The organism is Curvibacter soli (assembly GCF_029211125.1).
GTDB lineage: Bacteria > Pseudomonadota > Gammaproteobacteria > Burkholderiales > Burkholderiaceae_C > Curvibacter_A > Curvibacter_A soli.
Map to the genome: position 1 here is coordinate 7,908 of NZ_JARGEN010000014.1, position 18,730 is coordinate 26,637.

General features: G+C 61.3%; 16 protein-coding genes. 12 read left to right on the forward strand and 4 right to left on the reverse strand.

Going from position 1 to position 18,730, the window contains the following annotated elements:
• A partial coding sequence (gmtX, locus tag PY257_RS02790) for a gamma-mobile-trio protein GmtX (RefSeq protein WP_275738531.1) occupies positions 1-400 on the forward strand: 400 nt, incomplete at its 5' end.
• Positions 401-723: 323 nt separating this feature from the next.
• Here the strand turns inward: gmtX and cadR are convergent.
• Positions 724-1,167, reverse strand: a complete 444-nt coding sequence (gene cadR, locus PY257_RS02795) for a Cd(II)/Pb(II)-responsive transcriptional regulator (RefSeq protein ID WP_275738534.1) — start codon at positions 1,165-1,167, stop codon at positions 724-726.
• Positions 1,168-1,222: 55 nt separating this feature from the next.
• Between cadR and PY257_RS02800 the strand changes: the two genes are divergently transcribed.
• The 9 genes from PY257_RS02800 to PY257_RS02840 all read left to right on the forward strand — a co-directional run bounded on the left by PY257_RS02800 (position 1,223) and on the right by PY257_RS02840 (position 14,134).
• On the forward strand, positions 1,223-3,571 hold the full coding sequence (locus tag PY257_RS02800; protein WP_419095645.1) for a heavy metal translocating P-type ATPase: 2,349 nt from the start codon (positions 1,223-1,225) through the stop codon (positions 3,569-3,571).
• Between the two features lie 99 nt (positions 3,572-3,670).
• Positions 3,671-5,602 carry an FTR1 family protein gene (locus tag PY257_RS02805; RefSeq protein ID WP_275738536.1) on the forward strand — a complete coding sequence of 644 codons (1,932 nt, stop codon included), beginning with the start codon at positions 3,671-3,673 and terminating at the stop codon, positions 5,600-5,602.
• Positions 5,603-5,966: 364 nt separating this feature from the next.
• Positions 5,967-6,335 carry a hypothetical protein gene (locus PY257_RS02810; protein ID WP_275738537.1) on the forward strand — a complete coding sequence of 123 codons (369 nt, stop codon included), beginning with the start codon at positions 5,967-5,969 and terminating at the stop codon, positions 6,333-6,335.
• A gap of 89 nt (positions 6,336-6,424) precedes the next feature.
• Complete coding sequence (locus PY257_RS02815) at positions 6,425-7,723, forward strand: TolC family protein (protein ID WP_275738539.1); 1,299 nt, start codon at positions 6,425-6,427, stop codon at positions 7,721-7,723.
• 9 nt (positions 7,724-7,732) lie between these two features.
• Positions 7,733-9,331 (forward strand): efflux RND transporter periplasmic adaptor subunit, encoded by a 1,599-nt coding sequence (locus PY257_RS02820; RefSeq protein WP_275738541.1) that lies wholly within the window; start codon positions 7,733-7,735, stop codon positions 9,329-9,331.
• Positions 9,332-9,346: 15 nt separating this feature from the next.
• On the forward strand, positions 9,347-12,532 hold the full coding sequence (locus PY257_RS02825; protein ID WP_275738542.1) for a CusA/CzcA family heavy metal efflux RND transporter: 3,186 nt from the start codon (positions 9,347-9,349) through the stop codon (positions 12,530-12,532).
• Positions 12,533-12,597: 65 nt separating this feature from the next.
• Positions 12,598-13,014, forward strand: a complete 417-nt coding sequence (locus tag PY257_RS02830; RefSeq protein WP_275738544.1) for a hypothetical protein — start codon at positions 12,598-12,600, stop codon at positions 13,012-13,014.
• 117 nt (positions 13,015-13,131) lie between these two features.
• Positions 13,132-13,554: a hypothetical protein gene (locus PY257_RS02835; protein WP_275738547.1), complete on the forward strand. Its 423-nt coding sequence runs from the start codon at positions 13,132-13,134 to the stop codon at positions 13,552-13,554.
• Between the two features lie 211 nt (positions 13,555-13,765).
• Positions 13,766-14,134, forward strand: a complete 369-nt coding sequence (locus PY257_RS02840; RefSeq protein ID WP_275738549.1) for a DUF4148 domain-containing protein — start codon at positions 13,766-13,768, stop codon at positions 14,132-14,134.
• Positions 14,135-14,187: 53 nt separating this feature from the next.
• On the opposite strand, the gene PY257_RS02845 is transcribed toward PY257_RS02840, so the two are convergent.
• The 3 genes from PY257_RS02845 to PY257_RS02855 form a co-directional block, all read right to left on the reverse strand.
• On the reverse strand, positions 14,188-15,507 hold the full coding sequence (locus PY257_RS02845; protein WP_275738551.1) for a heavy metal sensor histidine kinase: 1,320 nt from the start codon (positions 15,505-15,507) through the stop codon (positions 14,188-14,190).
• Positions 15,504-16,187: a heavy metal response regulator transcription factor gene (locus PY257_RS02850; protein ID WP_275738553.1), complete on the reverse strand. Its 684-nt coding sequence runs from the start codon at positions 16,185-16,187 to the stop codon at positions 15,504-15,506. Before PY257_RS02850 ends, PY257_RS02845 begins: the two co-directional genes overlap by 4 nt.
• A gap of 291 nt (positions 16,188-16,478) precedes the next feature.
• Positions 16,479-16,799 (reverse strand): hypothetical protein, encoded by a 321-nt coding sequence (locus PY257_RS02855; protein ID WP_275738555.1) that lies wholly within the window; start codon positions 16,797-16,799, stop codon positions 16,479-16,481.
• Positions 16,800-16,963: 164 nt separating this feature from the next.
• Here PY257_RS02855 and PY257_RS02860 point away from each other — a divergent pair, with 164 nt between their 5' ends.
• Both PY257_RS02860 and PY257_RS02865 read left to right on the forward strand, forming a co-directional pair.
• Positions 16,964-17,875, forward strand: coding sequence for a cation diffusion facilitator family transporter (locus tag PY257_RS02860; RefSeq protein WP_275738557.1), 912 nt, complete (start codon positions 16,964-16,966; stop codon positions 17,873-17,875).
• A gap of 455 nt (positions 17,876-18,330) precedes the next feature.
• A complete protein-coding gene (locus tag PY257_RS02865) occupies positions 18,331-18,687 on the forward strand; it encodes a hypothetical protein (RefSeq protein WP_275738559.1) in 357 nt (118 codons plus the stop codon).
• Positions 18,688-18,730: the final 43 nt, after the last annotated feature.

An 18,730-nucleotide genomic window follows, 5' to 3' on the forward strand; every position in this document is an offset into this window, starting at 1 on the left:
GCTTGCGAAAATCAACTCTCTGGATGAACTGTCCCGAAGCATCGAAGACCCAGCAACTCGGATCGTGGTGGAAAGGGTCTTACGCGAGCGCGACATGCTCCGCGCAGAGGTGAACATCCTCAAGTCCCAGACCAAGCTGACGATTGATCGCAGGCCGAACGCTGCGCGCGACAATGCAGGTGCTCCTGACGGCGAAATGACGCTCGAAATCCGGCCAAGCCCCCGATTGAATCAACTGGAACGAGAAGCGCTAGAGCATGCCGTATCGCCAGAGCACTGGAAAAACGAAGGTTGGGTAGAAGAAAAACTGGGTCGTGTAGTCAAGCTTCTAGATGGGGGCCGAAGCCGAACCATCTTCAAACCGGGCTTCACTACAGCTGTACGGAAACTTCTTGCCTAAAAGCGACAACGCTCGGCCACGTACCTGCACCGCAGGCGTGCGCACTCAAACCAGTGAGGCCCTTCCGTGATGCTGCGACGGAGGCTTATTAATTAATCAGCTTGTCTGCCCGAACGGCGCGCTCCACAAGGGAATAAAGCTGACAGTCGTCGGGAGTCGCTGTGCCCATCTTCGAGGATCTGCGCAAGGGGCACGCAAAGCCTAAAACCTGCTGCGCGTCGAGCTAAGGCCAGTGTCGCGGGGCCAATGGATCGCACTAAGCCAAGACCGCACCCGGCTGATGTTAGCCACAAAGGGTCTCCGCGTGCTCGAAATCCAAGACTTCAATGTGTACCGTGGACATGTTTTCGAACCGAATTTGCAGGCACCGCGAGCACTTCGGTAGAAAGTTCTTTCAAGATCCCACAGCAAGCCGCAGCGTTCGACTCGGCGCACTGAGCTCGCAGCGTCTTCAACTGCTTCTCCAACGATTTCAACTCCTGAATCCGCTCGGCGACGTGCCCGATGTGCGCTTCGAGTAGTTCGTTGACGCCCTCACAGTTTTCCTGAGGCATTTCCTTGAAACGCAGCAGGGACCGAATTTCTTCCAGGGCCATGTCAAGCGAGCGGCAATGCCGGATGAAGGTGAGCCGCTCGATGTGCTCCTCTCCGTAGCTTCGGTAATTGTTGTCCGTTCGTTGCGGTGCCGGCAGCAGCGCCTCTCGCTCGTAGAAGCGGATGTTCTCAACGCTCGTGCCTGTGGCCTTGGCAAGTTCACCGATCTTCATCTGATCTCCACGAAACCCTTGACTCTATACCCACTTCAGGGTTTCCAATCCCGTTATGTCCAAATTTCCGAATACCGCATCCGCTGTTCCCTCCGCCGACGATTGCTGCGCTGAGAAGTCATGCGCGGCGGCGCCCTCACTGCCGCCTAGCAGTTTGTCCAACTCACCAAGTTCCAAGGATGTTGCGGGAACGTCTACCAACGACGATTGCTGCGCGGCAGACGCTTGCTGTGCTCCAGTCGCAAAGGGCGCCGCCCTCGCTGCCGCAATCCCCGCTGGCGCGAGCGTCTTTCGAATACCAGCCATGGACTGCGCCGTCGAGGAAAGCGACATTCGAAGAGCGTTGGACAAAGTCGACGGCATCCGCAGCGTGAACTTTCAGTTGGGAGCACGCACCCTGGCCATCCAAGCTTCGGACGACGTCATCGCAGTCGCAGTTGCTGCCATCCGAAAGGCCGGCTACGAGCCGACCCCCGTCAAGGTTGGTGCGGAGTCGGAAGCTGAGCAAGAGGCTGAACGTGATCACGACCATGGGGCGGGCGTTAAGCGCCTTGCTGCGGCTCTGGTCCTCGCCATCGGCGCGGAGGCCCTTCATTATTTTTCGAGTGATACGACCGCACTGAAGTACGCCGGGTTGGTTGTTGCCGTGGTGGCCATCTGGCTCTCCGGGGTGGAGACTTACACGAAGGGCATAAAGGCGCTCGTTCGCGGCCGTCTGAACATCAATGCGCTGATGAGCGTTGCCGTTACCGGGGCATTTTTCATCGGCCAGTGGCCCGAAGCGGCCATGGTGATGGCTCTGTACGCCATCGCCGAACTGATTGAGGCCCGTGCGGCGGACCGTGCGCGCAACGCTATCAAGGGCTTGATCGCCTTGGCTCCGGAGGAAGCGGATGTGCTTCAGTCGGACAAGAGCTGGAAGGCGGTTGCCTCGAAAAGCGTGCCGCTCGAAGCTATCGTCCGAATTCGGCCCGGTGAGCGGGTGCCTCTGGACGGCATTGTTACCGAAGGACGCAGCGCGGTGAACCAGGCGCCTGTAACCGGAGAAAGCCTCCCGGTTGACCGCACGGTCGGCGACCCGGTGTATGCCGGCACGATCAACGAGACGGCCGAACTGCAATTCCGGGTGACCTCTGCCGCGTCGGATACCACCTTGGCCCGCATCATCCACGCGGTCGAGGAGGCGCAAGGCACCCGTGCGCCTACGCAGCGTTTCGTCGATCGCTTTGCAGCCATTTACACACCCGCGGTGTTCGCCATCGCGGTTGCCGTTGCGGTTGCGAGCCCTTTGCTGTTCGGCATGGCTTGGTTGGATGCGATCTACAAGGCGCTGGTTCTGCTTGTGGTTGCATGCCCCTGTGCGCTCGTCATTTCGACGCCTGTCACGGTGGTCAGCGCACTGGCCTCGGCCGCACGGCGTGGCATCCTCATCAAAGGGGGAACGTACCTCGAGGAAGCGCGCAAGCTCAAGGTTTTGGCCTTGGACAAGACAGGCACTGTGACCGAAGGAAAACCGAAGCTTGTCGATTGGAGGTCATTGCGTGGCGCAGATGACCAGGAACCTATCGGGCGCATCGCCATGAGCATGGCCGATCGATCCGACCACCCAGTTTCCAAGGCAATTGCCAAGGGCCTGGCATTGCCGCTGAGCGATGTTTCGTCGTTCGCGGCACTGCCGGGCCGCGGTACCGAAGGGGTGGTTGACGGACGAAAGTTCGTCCTCGGCAACATCCGGCTCATTGAAGAGCGAGGCATGAAATCGCCAGAGCTTGAAGCGGAACTGAAAACGCACGAGGAGCAAGGCCGCACCGTCACGCTGTTGGCGGACGACGACGGCGTCTTGGCGATCTTCGCCGTGGCCGACACGATCAAGGAATCGTCGAAGCAGGCGGTTGCCGAGTTGAAGGTGTTGGGCGTCGCAGCAGTCATGCTCACTGGTGACAACGTGGCAACCGCCAAGACCATCGCCGCTCAGGCTGGCATCGACCAAGTGCTCGGCAACCTCCTGCCTGAGGAGAAGCTGGCTCAGATTCAAGGGCTCCAGACCCGCTACGGGCTGACGGGCATGACAGGCGATGGAATCAATGATGCCCCTGCGCTCGCCCAATCTGACATCGGTTTCGCCATGGGCGGCATGGGCACGGACATCGCCATGGAGGCTGCCGATGTAGTCGTCATGAACGACGACCTGCGCCGCATTCCGGAGACGATCCGGTTGTCACGCAAGACGCACACCGTGTTGATGCAGAACATCTCTCTTGCCTTGGGCATTAAGGCAGTCTTCATGGTGCTCGCCATCTTCGGCACGGCCACCATGTGGATGGCCGTCTTTGCTGACATGGGGGCCACCCTGCTGGTGGTTGCAAACGGTCTGCGGCTCATGAAGGCGAAGACCGAGGCCTAATCCTTGGCAAGCACTGCATCGTGATGATGCAGTGCCATTCGGGGATGGGCCGCTCTCAACGTTGAACGAAAATCCTTGCGATTCCTATTTAGGTTGAAGATGAAGCGCTTGCTGTTGGTGTTGTCCGTGTGGCTTTGTTTTTTGGGTGCTGCAGTAGCGCAGACGCCATCGTCAGGGCCCGAAGAGGGTCCTCGCCAACTTTGGCAGCTGCTGGACTATGTGGCCGTGGACTACGGGGGTGCCGTTGAAAAGGGCGCTGTCGTCAGCGAATCCGAGTACGCGGAAATGCGTGACTTCACGGCCAACGCGGTGACCCAGGCGCGCACCCTTCCGGCGCACCCTTCCAAGGAAGCCGTGATTGCCGCAGCCGCCAAGCTGCAGGAGGCTGTCACCAACAAGGCCGATGGAGCCGACGTGACTCGATTGGCGCACGAGGCAGAGGCGCTCTTGATTGCGGCCTACCCCATGCCTGTCGCACCCAAAGCGCTGCCTGATCTTGAGCGCGGCGCCGCGCTCTTCCAGGCGCAATGCGCCGCCTGTCATGGCGCAACGGGTGGCGGTGATGGACCTTTGGCTGCCCAGCTGGACCCGCCACCTATTGCCTTCACGGACCGCGAGCGCGCTCGCTCGCGAAGCCTGATGGCGCTCTACCAGGTCGTCTCTCAAGGCGTCGCCGGCACGTCGATGCCGAGTTTTGCCACGCTGCCTGACGAGGATCGATGGGCGCTGGCATTCTTCGCCGGAACTCTCTCGTACGACGGCGGCATGCGTGAACGTGGCGAGCAGCTGTGGAAGCGAGATCCTGCCGCCCGGAAGGCCTTCCCTGACCTGGCAGCCGTGACTACGACCACTGAAGTCGCCGCCGCCGGCAAGATCGCCCCGGAGGCTGCTCGGGACATCACCGCATTCCTGCGCAGCCAGCCCGGAGCAGCTTCGGCGGCTGCAAACGCCAGCGGTCTGACGCTGTCTCGCACGCGCCTGGACGAAAGCCTGGCGGCCATTCGCAAAGGCGACAAGGCGTCAGCAACGCGTTTGGCGCTCTCGGCCTACCTGGACGGCTTCGAGCCATTGGAGCCCTCGCTGGGCGCGCGCAACAAGGCGCTCCTCACGGAGGTTGAAAACGGCATGCTGGCCTATCGCTCAGCGATCGCCAACGGCACACTGGCCCAGACAGAGGCCGCGGCGCAAAAGCTCGACTACCTCTTTGCTGAGGTGGAAAAAGAGCTGGGTGGCCAAGCCGCCGAACCGCTCACCACCTTCCTGGGCTCGCTCACCATCCTGCTTCGCGAGGGCCTTGAGGCCTTGCTCATCGTTGTCGGCATGATCGCCTTCCTGAAAAAGGCCAACCGTCCCGACGTCCTGCGCTACGTGCATGGCGGCTGGATCGCAGCCCTGGCCGCTGGCGGGCTCACCTGGGGCGTTGCGACATACTTCGTGAACATCAGCGGGGCAAGCCGTGAAGTGACCGAGGGGCTCTCGTCGCTCTTTGCCGCCCTGGTCCTGCTCAGCGTCGGGTTGTGGATGCATCAGAAGAGTGCGGCGGGCCGCTGGCAGGCCTACCTCAAGGAGAAGCTCTCCACGGCCATGTCCAAGCGATCGGCCTGGGCCTTGTTCGGCCTGTCGTTCATCGCGGTCTACCGTGAAGTGTTTGAGACGGTGCTTTTTTACTCGGCCCTGTCGGCGGACGGGAACGGCAACGCCTTGCTGGGTGGACTGGGCCTCGGCATCGTGCTCCTGGCAGTTCTCGCTTGGGTAATGCTCAAGACCAGTGCTCGGATGCCGATCGGGAAGTTTTTTAGCATCAGTTCCGTTCTGGTGGCTGTCCTGGCTGTGGTTCTTGCAGGCAAGGGGGTGGCTGGCCTGCAAGAGGCCGGTTGGGTTGGAGCCACACCGCTCATGGCGCCTCGGATCGACTTGCTGGGGATCTACCCGTCAACCGAAACCGTCACGGCTCAGGGCGTTGTCCTGCTGATCGCGCTGGCGGGCTTCTTCATGAACGCGTATAGGGCGCGACAACCGAGGCCGGCTTGAATGGATGGATGGGCAGGGGCCTCTACGAGGCGGCATTCGCCGGCCTGGTCCGGCTGTACGGGCGCGACTCGCGCAGCGCGACCCAGGCATCATCCTGCTTGCTGGCTTTGCAAGCACGGTCGGTCGCTCGCCGCGCCGGCCCTGCTGTCTCAGCCGCTCGTTACTCCGAAGAAGTTCGCTCCCAGATTACAAATCTGTAACCTTGCTGTCGGACAGGGTGGATTTTCTCCACCTACCATTCGCAGGATGCCGATTCAGCTTGCGCAGGCCCACGCGCTTGTTGCCCAATTCGTCGAGCTTCAACCTACGCCTCTCGCTCATCACCGCAAACGAGTCGTCAAAAACGTGTTCTAGAGTTCGCTAAATGGCTCGCTGGTTGCTCATCGCCCTTTTGTTCGTCTTGCCCGCTCAGTTTGCCGCTGCAGCTGCGGCAGGGTACTGCACGCATGAGGCGACACCTGCATCGTTCCACCTGGGTCACCATGTGCATCAGCACACCGCTGAGGGACATGGCGGCTCGAAAGAGTCGCAGACCGATGCACCGCTTGGAGCGAGCGGCGCAGATCACGGAGATTGCAGCGGGTGTCACACCAACGTGGCGCAGCTCGGCACGACGACCAAAGTCGTGGCGGAACGCGTTTTCAAGCGTTCATTCCTCGCATTCCCTGTGGCGCTCTTCAGCTCTCGAACGGAGCAGGACATCGACCGCCCCAAATGGTCACGCACCGGCTAAGCCCGGTGCGTCTGTCCCTTTCAGAGCCAAATTTCATACTCTGACGGCCGCGCCGGATTCCTTGTCTCGTCCCATGACTGGAGAATTCGATGTGCAGGTTTATCGTGCCGATCGCGCTGTCGATCACGGCATTCGCAAGCGGAGCGCTTGCTCAAGGTAGTTGGGGTGCGCCGCCGCCCGCCATGGAGCAGGCAGGTTCAACGGCAAGCTCGAGCGCTGCCCCTCTGACTTTGGCTGCGGCCGTCCAACTCGCGCTGGACAACAATCCAGAGCTGTCCTCGGCTCGACGAGAGATCGAGGCGACAGAAGGCGCGCGGGTGCAAGCCGGTGCATTTCCCAACCCGACCATGAACGTCGAGGTGGAAGATTTGCGCCGCGACACTCGCACGACCACCGTGCTGTTGAGCCAGCCTCTGGAGCTTGGCGGAAAACGCGGGGCACGCATCGAAGCGGCTGAGCGTGCGATCGACGTCGCTCGCGCCCAACTCGATGCAAAGCAGGCCGACTTGCGCGCAAGCGTCACCGCGGCGTTCTTTGCGACGGCGATCTCCCAGGAGCGGGTCCGTTTGGCCGAAGCGTCGCTGGAGCTTGCAAGAACGGGCAGCAGTGCTGCCGGCAAGCGTGTGACGGCCGGCAAAATTTCACCCGTCGAAGAGACCCGCGCCAAGGTTGCTGAGGCCAACGTCAGGCTTGAGCTCGTTCAAGCCCGAGGCGAACTTCAGACCAACCTGCAACAGCTACGAGCGCTGACAACGCGTCAAGCAGGCATCGACGCGGTCAATGGTGATGTGCTCTCCATCCCCAACTCTGCCCCTCAGGAGACGCTGGAGGAACGCATCATGAATGCGCCGTCGTTGCGACAGGCGCGGCTGGAGGTCCGTCGCTACGGCGCGCTGTCGGAAGTGGAGCGGGCCAAGCGCATACCTGACATCACCGTTAGTGCTGGCGCGAAACGGGACCAGGAGATTGGTCGCAACCAAGCGGTCATCGGAATTTCGGTTCCGCTGCCGATCTTCGATACGAATCGAGGAAACATCACCGAGGCCCTGCGTCGTCAGGACAAGGCAGAAGACGACGCACGTGCCTTGGAACTGCGCCTGCGCGCTGACGTAGGCGCCGCGCGCCAGCGGCTTCTGACCGCATCGGCTGAGGTGGAGGCGCTTCAAAAGGAAATCCTCCCTGGCGCGCAAAGCGCGTTCGACGCCGCTACCAAGGGCTTCGAACTCGGCAAATTCAGCTATCTCGATGCGCTCGACGCACAGCGCACCCTTCTGCAGGCCCGCTCACAGTACCTGCGCTCGCTGGCCGAAGCCCACAAGTCCGTGACGGATCTCGATCGTCTCCTTGGCGGCACTGTTGCCAACGGCGTCACGGCCTCCACCCCGTAAGGATCAATCATGGTCACCCCTTCTAAGTCGGCCTCCGAAAAGCTCGGCCGCAAGCACCTAATCATCATCGTTGTCATCGTTCTTCTAGGCCTTGTTGCTGGAGCGCTGATGCTCCGGGGCGGTGCAGGCAAGAAAGCTGTCGAGGGCCAAGGGCACAGCGAAGAGGCCGGCGGCGACGACGGTCACGGACATGGCAAGGAAACCGCCAAGGGCGGCAAGGACGACGGCCACGGTCATGGCAGTGAGGCCGGCGGACATGAGGAAGAGCCCGCCCAGGGACCTAACGGCGGTCAGAAGTTTTCGGAAGGTGACTTTGGCTTGGAGCTCAAGCTCTCCGAAGAGGGCGGGGAGCCGAAATTCAAGGCTTGGCTGACGGAAAAGGGGCAGCCTATGCCGACCGCCGGCAATGAAGTCGCCGTCACGCTCACACGCCCAAGCGGCGAGCAAACGGAGATCAAGCTCACGCCCCAAGGCGATTTCCTGACAAGTAACCAGATCGTGCCAGAGCCCCATGTCTTCGAAGCAACGGTCGCCGTGGTCACGCCGAAGGAACCGTACCTGTTCACCTTTGAGAAACAGGAAGGCAAGGTGAATTTGACGGACGACCAGATCAAGGCGGCGAGCATCAGCCTGGCCAACGCCGCGCCTGGGGTCATCCGAAGCGCATTGCAATTTCCCGGCGAGATCCGCTTCAACGAGGACCGAACCGCACACGTGGTCCCACGCGTGGCCGGAGTTGTTGAGAGCGTGAGCGCCAATCTCGGCCAGCAGGTCAAAAAGGGTGACGTTCTGGCCGTTATCTCCAGCACGACGGTTTCGGAGACCCGATCCGAGCTGCAGGGCGCCCAGCGCCGGCGTGAGTTGGCCAAGACCACCTACGAGCGGGAGAAAGCGCTGTGGGAACAGAAGATCTCTCCCCAGCAAGACGTCTTGCAGGCGCAGCAGGCGCTGCGCGAGGCAGAGATTGCAACGGCAAACGCGACTCAGAAGCTGCTGACGCTCGGTGCCTCTCCGAGTAGCACGTCCCTGGGCCGCTTCGAGTTGCGCGCACCCTTCGACGGCATGGTGGTGGAAAAACACATTGCCCTCGGCGAATCGGTCAAAGAGGACGCCAACGTCTTCACGATCTCCGACCTCTCGACCGTTTGGGCAGAGATGAACGTGGCGGCGCGAGACCTACAGCAGGTTCGCGTCGGCGAGAAGGTGGTGGTTCGTGCCGGTGCATTCGATGCGACCGCGAACGGCACAGTTTCGTACGTCGGCTCGCTGATCGGCGAACAAACCCGCACGGCTCGCGCTAGGGTGGTCATTGCCAATCCCAAGGGTGCATGGCGCCCGGGCCTCTTCGTCAATGTGGAGGTCACGGCCGAGGAGGTGAACTCTCCCGTCACCGTATCTGCGGACGCACTGCAAACCCTCGAAGACAAGCCGGTGGTCTTCCTGAAGGTTCCCGGTGGATTTGTTCCTCAACCTGTTGAGGTCGGGCGCACGGACGGCAAGCGCTTGGAGATCAAGAGCGGACTCAAGCCAGGTGCCAGCTACGCAGCGGCGGGCTCGTTCGTGGTCAAGTCGGAGCAGGGCAAGAGTTCAGCGACGCACACCCATTGAGCGGGCACATACGACATGTTTGAACGCATCATCCGCTTTGCCATCGAACAGCGATGGCTGGTTCTGCTCGCCGTGATCGGCATGGCAGGCCTCGGCGTCTACAACTACCAGCGGCTTTCGATCGACGCTGTTCCTGACATCACCAACGTTCAGGTCCAGATCAACACGGGGGCTCCGGGCTACTCACCACTGGAAACCGAGCAGCGCGTCACCTTCCCGATCGAGACGGTCATGGCAGGCCTGCCTGGCCTGCTGCAGACCCGCTCTCTGTCTCGGTACGGCCTGTCGCAGGTCACCGTCGTTTTCAAGGACGGCACCGACGTTTATTTTGCGCGGCAACTCGTCAATGAGCGCCTTCAGTCCGCGACCGGCGAAATGCCCGAGGGCATCCATCCGATGGTGGGACCCATTTCAACCGGGCTGGGCGAGATCTACCTCTGGACTGTGGAGGCCAAGGACGGCGCGAAAAAGCCGGATGGGTCGCCGTACACATCCACGGATCTGCGTGAAATTCAAGACTGGATCATCAAGCCCCAGTTGAGAAACGTGGCGGGGGTGACCGAGATCAATTCGATCGGCGGCTACGAGAAGCAGTACCAGATCGCGCCGAACCCCGAGAAGCTGTCGGCCTATGGTCTATCCATGGCCGACGTCGTCAAGGCGCTCGAACGCAACAACACGAACGTTGGTGCGGGCTACATCGAGCGACGAGGGGAGCAGTACCTGATTCGTGCGCCTGGCCAGGCACGGGGCATCGAAGACCTTCGCAACATCATCCTGTCGAGCAGCGGAAGCACGCCCGTGCGCGTGCGCGATGTCGCTCAGGTGGAGATCGGCAAAGAACTGCGCACGGGAGCCGCGACCGACAACGGCCGCGAGGTGGTGCTTGGCACGGTTTTCATGCTGATCGGCGAGAACAGCCGGATCGTCTCCCAGGCGGTCGCCAAGAAGATGGAGGAGATCAATCGCACGCTGCCCGAAGGCGTGGAGGCGATCACCGTCTACGACCGGACGGTGCTTGTCGACAAGGCGATCAACACCGTCAAGAAGAACCTGTTCGAAGGCGCCGTGTTGGTCATCGTCGTGCTTTTCTTGTTCCTCGGAAACTTGCGCGCCGCGTTGATCACGGCGCTGGTCATCCCGCTCTCGATGCTCTTCACGTTCACCGGCATGGTGAACCAAAAGGTCAGCGCGAACCTGATGAGCTTGGGCGCACTCGACTTCGGGATCATCGTGGACGGCGCGGTGGTGATTGTCGAGAACTGCGTGCGACGCCTGGCACATGCCCAGGCGAAGCACGGCAGGCCGCTGACGCGCAGCGAACGGTTCCACGAGGTCTTCGCTGCGTCGCAAGAGGCTCGGCGTGCGCTGCTCTTCGGACAGGTGATCATCATGATCGTCTACCTGCCCATCTTCGCGCTCACGGGCGTTGAAGGAAAGATGTTCCACCCGATGGCACTCACGGTCGTCATCGCGCTGCTGGGCGCGATGATCCTGTCGGTCACGTTCATCCCTGCAGCAGTTGCGCTCTTCATCGGCAAGAAAGTTTCCGAGAAGGAAAACCGCCTGATGCACTGGGCCAAGCAAGCCTATGAGCCCCTGCTCAATCGCGCATTAGAAGCCAAGGCGGTGGTCCTCACCATCGCAGGTGTTGCCGTGGTGCTCTCGGGCATCCTCGCCACGCGGTTGGGCAGCGAGTTCATACCGAACCTCAACGAGGGTGACTTCGCGGTCCAGGCGCTGCGCATCCCGGGAACCAGTCTTTCGCAATCGCTACAGATGCAGCAGCAGCTCGAGCGGACGCTCAAGACAAAGTTTCCTGAGATCGAGAGAATCTTCGCGCGCACCGGAACCGCCGAGATCGCGTCCGACCCCATGCCTCCGAACATCTCGGATGCCTACGTCATGCTCAAGCCTGTCGACCAATGGCCTGAGCCGCGGCGAACCCGACAAGAGCTGGTGGAGGCCGTCCAGGCAGAGGTCGGGAAAATTCCGGGCAACAACTACGAGTTTTCGCAGCCAATCCAGCTGAGATTCAATGAGCTCGTGTCCGGTGTTCGCGCCGACGTTGCGGTCAAGGTCTTTGGTGACGACATGGATGTGCTGAACTCGACCGCGCGTGAGATCGAGGAGATCCTGAAGAGCATCCCGGGGTCGGCCGAAGTCAACGTCGAGCAGACCACCGGCCTGCCTATGCTGACCGTGAACATCGACCGCGAGAAGGCGACGCGCTACGGCCTCAACATTGCCGATGTGCAGGACACGATCGCTACAGCAGTCGGCGGACGCAATGCGGGGACGCTTTTTGAAGGCGACCGTCGCTTCGACATCGTGGTTCGCTTGCCGGACAACGTGCGGGGCGACCTTGAAGCCATTCGTCGCCTTCCGATTCCCCTTCCAGCATCGGGAGGAGCAGCAGCGGGTGCCAGTCGGTTGAGCTTTATTCCACTCGCAGAGGTCGCAACCCTGGAGCTGGCGCCGGGACCGAACCAGGTCAGTCGCGAAGACGGCAAGCGCCGTATCGTCGTAAGCTCCAACGTGCGCGGTCGAGATCTGGGCTCGTTCGTGACGGAGGCTACAGCAGCCCTCGATCAGCGCTTGAAGGTGCCAACGGGGTACTGGACGTCTTGGGGCGGCCAGTTCGAGAACCTGCAATCGGCGACGAAGCGCCTGCAGATCGTGGTTCCAGTGGCGTTGCTGCTGGTGTTCACGCTGCTTTTCGCGATGTTCGGCAACTTGAAGGACGGCTTGATCGTGTTCACCGGCATCCCGTTCGCGCTCACCGGCGGCATTCTTGCCCTGTGGCTGCGAGACATCCCGCTGTCGATCACGGCTGCCGTCGGCTTCATCGCTCTGTCGGGGGTCGCGGTGCTCAATGGTCTAGTGATGATCTCGTTCATCCGAAATCTTCGAGACGCTGGCGCTTCGCTGGATCGGGCAATCCACGAGGGCGCGCTCACCAGGTTGCGGCCTGTGTTGATGACGGCTCTTGTGGCATCGCTCGGATTCGTGCCCATGGCCATTGCAACAGGAACCGGTGCAGAGGTGCAGCGGCCGCTGGCGACTGTGGTGATCGGCGGCATCTTGTCGTCCACCGCCCTCACTTTGCTTGTGCTTCCAGTTCTCTACCGTCTCGCACACCGTCGCGATGATGACGAGGAGGAGGACGAAGAAGCTTCCGAACGTAAGGCCCATGCCTGACGCATGAAGTCAATGCCCTGTCCTGCGGATGGGGTCGGCTCACAGATCAACTCAAAAGGAAAATCATGAAAATCGCATCGTTCCTAGCAGTTTCAGCTCTTGCCTTGTCCATCAATGCCCAAGCGGCAGACGACCACAAGGGTCACGCACATGACGCCAAGGGCGCAGAACACGCCCATGAGGTGAAGCCTCAGCATGGCGGCGTGGTGAGCGTGGTCAAGGACGTGAACTACGAACTCGTGACGAGTCCAGAGGGCATCGCGCTTTATGTGAGCGATCACGGAAAGGCCTCCGATCTGACGGGGGGCAGCGCAAAGCTCACGCTTCTCTCAGGAACCAAGAAGACGGAAACAACCTTGGTGCCAGCAAAGGACGCATTGCGGGCCCAGGGCGCGTTCAACGTGCCAGCCGGCACGAAGGTCGTGGCGCAAGTGACGCTGAAGGGCCAGGCCGCTCAGCCCGTGCGCTTCACGACCAAGTGATGCGATGACAGAACTGTAATGCGACGGTCCGGCATCTGAGGGTCTGGTTTTTTAAAGTTGTCTCAGCCGCGGAGATAAGCGGCGACGACCACTCATCAACCATTCAAGGAATCTCAAATGCAAGCTTCGACCCTCCGCCTTTCGCTTCTGTCCGTCGTGCTGGCTGCCGCTGCAGCTCCCGCGCTCGCCGGCAACTACGCCGAGGGCGACCCGCGACCAGTGGCGACCACGTCGACCACGTCCAGCTCGGCCGTCGCCGCTGAAACCCGCGCCTGGGCCCGGACGGCTCCGACGTTGGGCTATCCGCAGGGTGACAGCAAGCCGCTGGCCGTGCAGGTCACCTCGCGTGCTGCGGTTGAGGCCGACACGATGCGCTGGGTTCGCTCCGGGCTGTCGTCGGTGCAGTACGGCGAGGCAGGTGCTGATGCCGCCCGCCCGGCCTTCCGCCAAGCTGCGCATGCCTACGCAACCGCTCCCGTTGGGCAGCGCGATGCGCAAGCGTCCCAGGTGCCCTCATCGCGCAACGGCGCAGCGCAGTAATCGCCACGGGGCAAAGCCGCCCAAGCCGCATAGGCCCCACCTCCAGAACCGCCCTTGGTGCAAACCAACGGCGGTTTTTCTTTGCCTTCGTTTATGACGGCGCGATGACGCGCTTGTAATGGGACGGCACGACAGGTGGAGGAATGGACTTTTAAAGTGATTTCTGTCCGGGGCCAGCCGGTCTCGGACTACAACCCTAAAGGAGTCAAGTATGTCCACTCGCCATCTTCGATCCGCCGTTGCCCTTTCGGCATTTGCCGCAGCAGCACTGTCACCTGTCGCGGCATTCGCTGCCGGCCCCTACCATCCCGCGCCGACTGAAGCGGGCGCGACCTACCACCCCGATCATGCGAGCACGCGTGCACGCGGGGAGGTCATCGCCGAGTTCAACCAAGCCGCCAAGCATCCGCGTTGGAACACCGCCATGAGTCGCGGCGCGCCCTGGCCCGTCTCCAGCGCTGAGACGCCGAAGACGCGCGAGCAAGTACAGGCCGAACTCGCCGCCGCGATGAAACACCCGGCCTGGAACTCAGTCAGCCGCGGCGCCTCGTGGCCGGCTGACATGGCCGAGAGCAGATAACACCGAGAGCCTGCGGGTCGGGCTTCGGTGCTCGGCCCGCTTCCTCGGTTCCTCTAAGCCGATGCATCCGCCAAGGTGAAGCCAATGCGCGTCAGGCCTCGATCCGAGGTTGCGAACGTGGTTCCGCCATGCATCCGTGCAATGGCAGCCACGATCGTCAGGCCGAGTCCGTGATGGCTGGAGGAGCCGCTGCGTGATTTGTCGGCGCGGTAGAAACGTTCGAACAGATGCGGCAGTGCGGCGGGGTCGACCTCATCGCCCTCGTTGACGACGGCAATGGTGAATTCCGCGTGGTCGCGTCGGATGACGACCTGCACCTGGCTCTCCGGCCTTGCATACCTTATGGCGTTGCTCAGAAGGTTCGACAGAGCGCGGCGCAGCAGGCCCACATCAACGTGCAGCGTCGCATCGCCTTCAATGTCCAACGTCAGATTGGATTGTTCAAGCTCGGCTTCATGGAATTCGCCCACCGCGCGGACCTGGTCTGCAAGGCTCACAGGGGCCGTCCGTCGAGCTTGAGCGCCCCGGTCGGCCTTGGACAGGAAAAGCATGTCTGTGACGATTGCTGAGAGCCGATGTGCCTCCTCCAGTTGCGAGGACAACGCTTCCCGCAAGGCCGCGATCGGTCGAGGTTGGCTAAGTTCGATCTCGGTCTGGGCAATCATGTTCGCCAGCGGCGTTCGAAGCTCGTGTGCCACGTCGGCATTGAATGCCTCGAGCTGCGCATAGGCGCCTTCAACGCGGCCCAAAAGCGCGTTGAACTGCATGATCCATGGCTGCAGTTCGCTGGCAAATGTTTCCACATCGATGCGCCCGCCGGGTTGGGCTGGCCCTGCATTTGCTGTCTGTTCGGCAAGCAGCTTCAGTGGCTTCAGCCCGCGGCGGACAATGAGCGAGCCGGTCAGCGCAACGATCATAGAACCGAGGCTGGCAGCTGCCACCAAGGTCCATCCTAGCCGTCGCAGCAACAAGTCGTCGCCCGTAGAGTCAAGGGTCAGGCGAACTTCAACAGGGTTGCCTTCGAAGGTCAGATCCTCCAACGTTTGAGCGTGAGAGAGCCAGTTGCCCTTGACATCCGCTCGTTGGGAAAAATAGAGCCGGCTTTTTCCTGCCCACAGGCTAACGTTGATGTCCGGATGCGTCCGAAAATAGTCATCCAGCTTGTGCCGCAGCAGGTCGATGTTGGGAGGGGTGCGGGTTTCTGCGACGACATGACGGACCAACTCGCTGTGCCTTTCGAACTCTTCTTCCTGCTTGAGCTGGAAGCTCCAGCGCGTCGTGCCGTAGACAGCTACGCATGCGATGCTCAAGCCCGCGAGCGTCTGGATGGCGAACCAGCGGGAAAGCGTGCTCTGGATGGACCTCGTCTTCACGGCGGATCGTCGTCGCGCAGTTCAAGCACGTATCCCATGCCGCGCACGGTGTGAAGCAGCTTGGCGTCGAAGGGGTCGTCTATTTTGGCTCGTAGCCGTCGCACGGCGACCTCCACCACGTTCGTCTCGCTGTCGAAATTCATGTCCCAGACCTGATCGGCCAGCAACGCTCTGGAAAGCACCTGGCCCTGACGTCGCAGAAGGATCGAAAGCAGGGCGAACTCTTTCGCGGTCAGGTCGAGCCGTTTGCCAGCGCGGGTAGCTCGCCGCGTCGTCAGATCCAGTTGCAAATCCGCCAGCGCGAAGCGCGTGGATTCTTGCAGCGAGCCACGGCGCAGCAAGGCACGAATCCGAGCGAGCAACTCCGAAAAGGCGAAAGGCTTGGCAAGGTAGTCGTCAGCGCCACTCTCCAGTCCCTTCACCCTGTCGGCGACGTCATCGCGCGCGGTGAGCATCAAGACCGGCGTCGACGACGATTTCCGGAGCACTTCCAGGACCTTGAAGCCGTCGATGCCCGGAAGCATCACGTCGAGGACGATGGCGTCGTAGGTTCCTGTAAGAGCCATACCCAGCCCCTCGGAGCCATCGCGCGAAAGATCGACATTGAACCCGCTTTCAGTGAGGCCCTTGCGTACGTAGTCACCGAGCTTCAACTCGTCTTCGATCACCAAAAGATGCATCCTTCCATCGTAGCCCGGACCTGATGGACGTGCGATTACGTTTTTGTCATCCGGCGCGGTGTGGGCGGCCCCTTCTGGGTGCTAGCCCCCGGCTGGCGCAACATTACGTTTTTGTAATGTTGCCGCTCGCAGCGTGGAGCCCATACCTGCTAGATTGACGCGGTATGCGGCCTCCAGGTCAAAGAACATGTTCGATCACCGTGCTCACACGCGCCCAGTTGCGTTAGATCAGCGCCGAGGCCACCTTGACGCCGCTGCAGAGGCAACTCATCTGCTGCCGGTCATTGGCCATCACAACCTTCGTCGTCGCGCCGCCGGTTTGTACGTTGCCGCACGGCAGGTCCGGCCGCAAAGCCGTTCAAGCGAGGACTGCGCGTGCCGTTCAGAATCACCGCAGTGACCGCGTTGCTGGCGTTGGGAGGCTGTGCAGGCCTCGGCCAGGAGTTCATGAACTTTCAGCGCGGATGGCGCACTGGTGAGGTCGTTGCGGTCGGCCGCGCGGATCAGATTGAAGAAAAAGGCTACACCGACTGCAGGCGCCACGCCGAGGCCGCTGAACTCAAAGCCTCTCAATACGCAGCCCTGACCTACCGCCTGGGACAACGTCAGCATTGGCACATTGTCATAGTAAGGTCAGATGCGGCAATCGTTCCCGGAGACAGGGTTTTGGCGAACGTTGAAAGCTGCGAGCTACCGATCTACCGTCTCCCCTCAGAACCACCAGGCTCAAGCTGATCCTGGCTCCCAACGCTATCAACAGAGAAACCCGATCACCTATGTCAAGCGGACATTCCCACGCGCCCGCTTTGGGCAAGCCGGGTGCGCCCCATCAACGATCCCTATGGATCGCCCTGGCGCTGACATCCTCGTTCATGGTCGCCGAGGTGATTGGTGGCGTGCTGACAGGAAGTCTGGCCCTCATCTCCGATGCGGCGCACATGTTCACCGATACGGCTGCGCTTGCGATCGCGCTTGCTGCCATGCAGATCGCGAAACGCCCCGTCGACGCGCGACGGACATTTGGCTACCACCGCTTTGAAATACTTGCGGCAGCGTTCAATGCGCTACTGCTCTTCGGTGTTGCGCTATACATCCTGTACGAAGCGTGGCAGCGATTCAGCGAACCCCCTTCGGTCGACTCCCTGCCAATGCTGGTCGTTGCGTCTGTTGGCTTGGTGGTGAACATGATCAGCATGCGGTTGCTGGCATCAGGCAAAGACGGAAGCCTCAACGTCAAAGGCGCATACCTCGAAGTCTGGAGCGACATGCTCGGTTCTTTGGGTGTGATCGTAGGTGCCATCGTGATCTGGTTGACCGGTTGGACCTGGATCGACACGGTCATCGCCGTCGCCATCGGACTCTGGGTGTTGCCCCGCACCTGGATCCTTTTACGAGCAAGCATCAACATCCTGTTGGAGGGTGTACCAGAGGGCGTGGACGTCGCCGTCGTGGAGAAGGCTCTGCTGTCTCTTGAGGGGGTCGAGTCGGTTCATGACCTGCACGTCTGGGCGATCAGTAGCGGAAAAACGAGTCTGAGCGTCCACTTGGTGAGCGCAGAGGGGGACTTGGAAGTCCTTACGCAGTCCGCTGCGGCGATCATGGCGAAAGATTTTGAAATTCATCATGTCACCGTGCAAGTGGAGCGAGTGGCTTGCGCTCAAGCCGACGGCGACCACGGTTACGACTGAAAGCCGGTGCGCGGACGATCTCGAAGCCTTTCAGATGGCGATCCACACTGATTGATCACATAGGGACTTGATGCCTCGTTCGACACCGGGTCTTCAGTTTTCGCTCACGATGGTCCTGATGTACCTCGCGCTGGGCGCTGTCGCTGCCGTTGTGATCCTGATCGTTCGGTGGTGGCGTCGGCGCTCAGACCCTCAAGGTTTGCGCAACCGTCCTTACGCCGAGCGGTTGACGGCTCGGTTCGGCACGACGCGGGCGCGCGCATCGAAAGCACGAAGAGCCGCGGAGCGTGGGAAAACATGATCCACTCGCTGAAGATTTTTGACTGCTGGCCGATCTACACCTTTGCACATCGACGGCGCGTCTGCGTATGACCTGGATGTTCTGGCCTCGCGCTTCAAAGAAGCAAGCGATACACTGCTACAAGATGTTCAGCCGCCCACTTCTTCACCGCTGGATGACCTCGTTCTTCGTGGTCGTGTCGCTGCTGTTCTCGCAGCTGGCGTTGGCAAGCTATGTGTGCCCAAGCGTTCCTGGCACAGATGCGATGGCGGAAATGATCGCGACCGGCGTGCCTTGTGAAGGCATGGACACAGCGCAGCCGGTGTTGTGCTTCCAGCACGCCGCCGACATGTCGCTGTCTTTCGACCCGGTGAAATTGACTACCCCTTCGCTGCCGGCCATCGTGCAGCTTGTGGTCATGCCCGTCGCGTTGGTGTCGGAAAGCCATGCCGTCCCGCAGCAGGCCGTTCCTGAGTGGCAGCACCCTCCGCCCGATCCCGTTTTTCTCGCCACGCGCAGACTTCGCGTCTGAAATCTCCGTTGACTGACCGGTGCTGGAGCGGCTCGTCTGCATT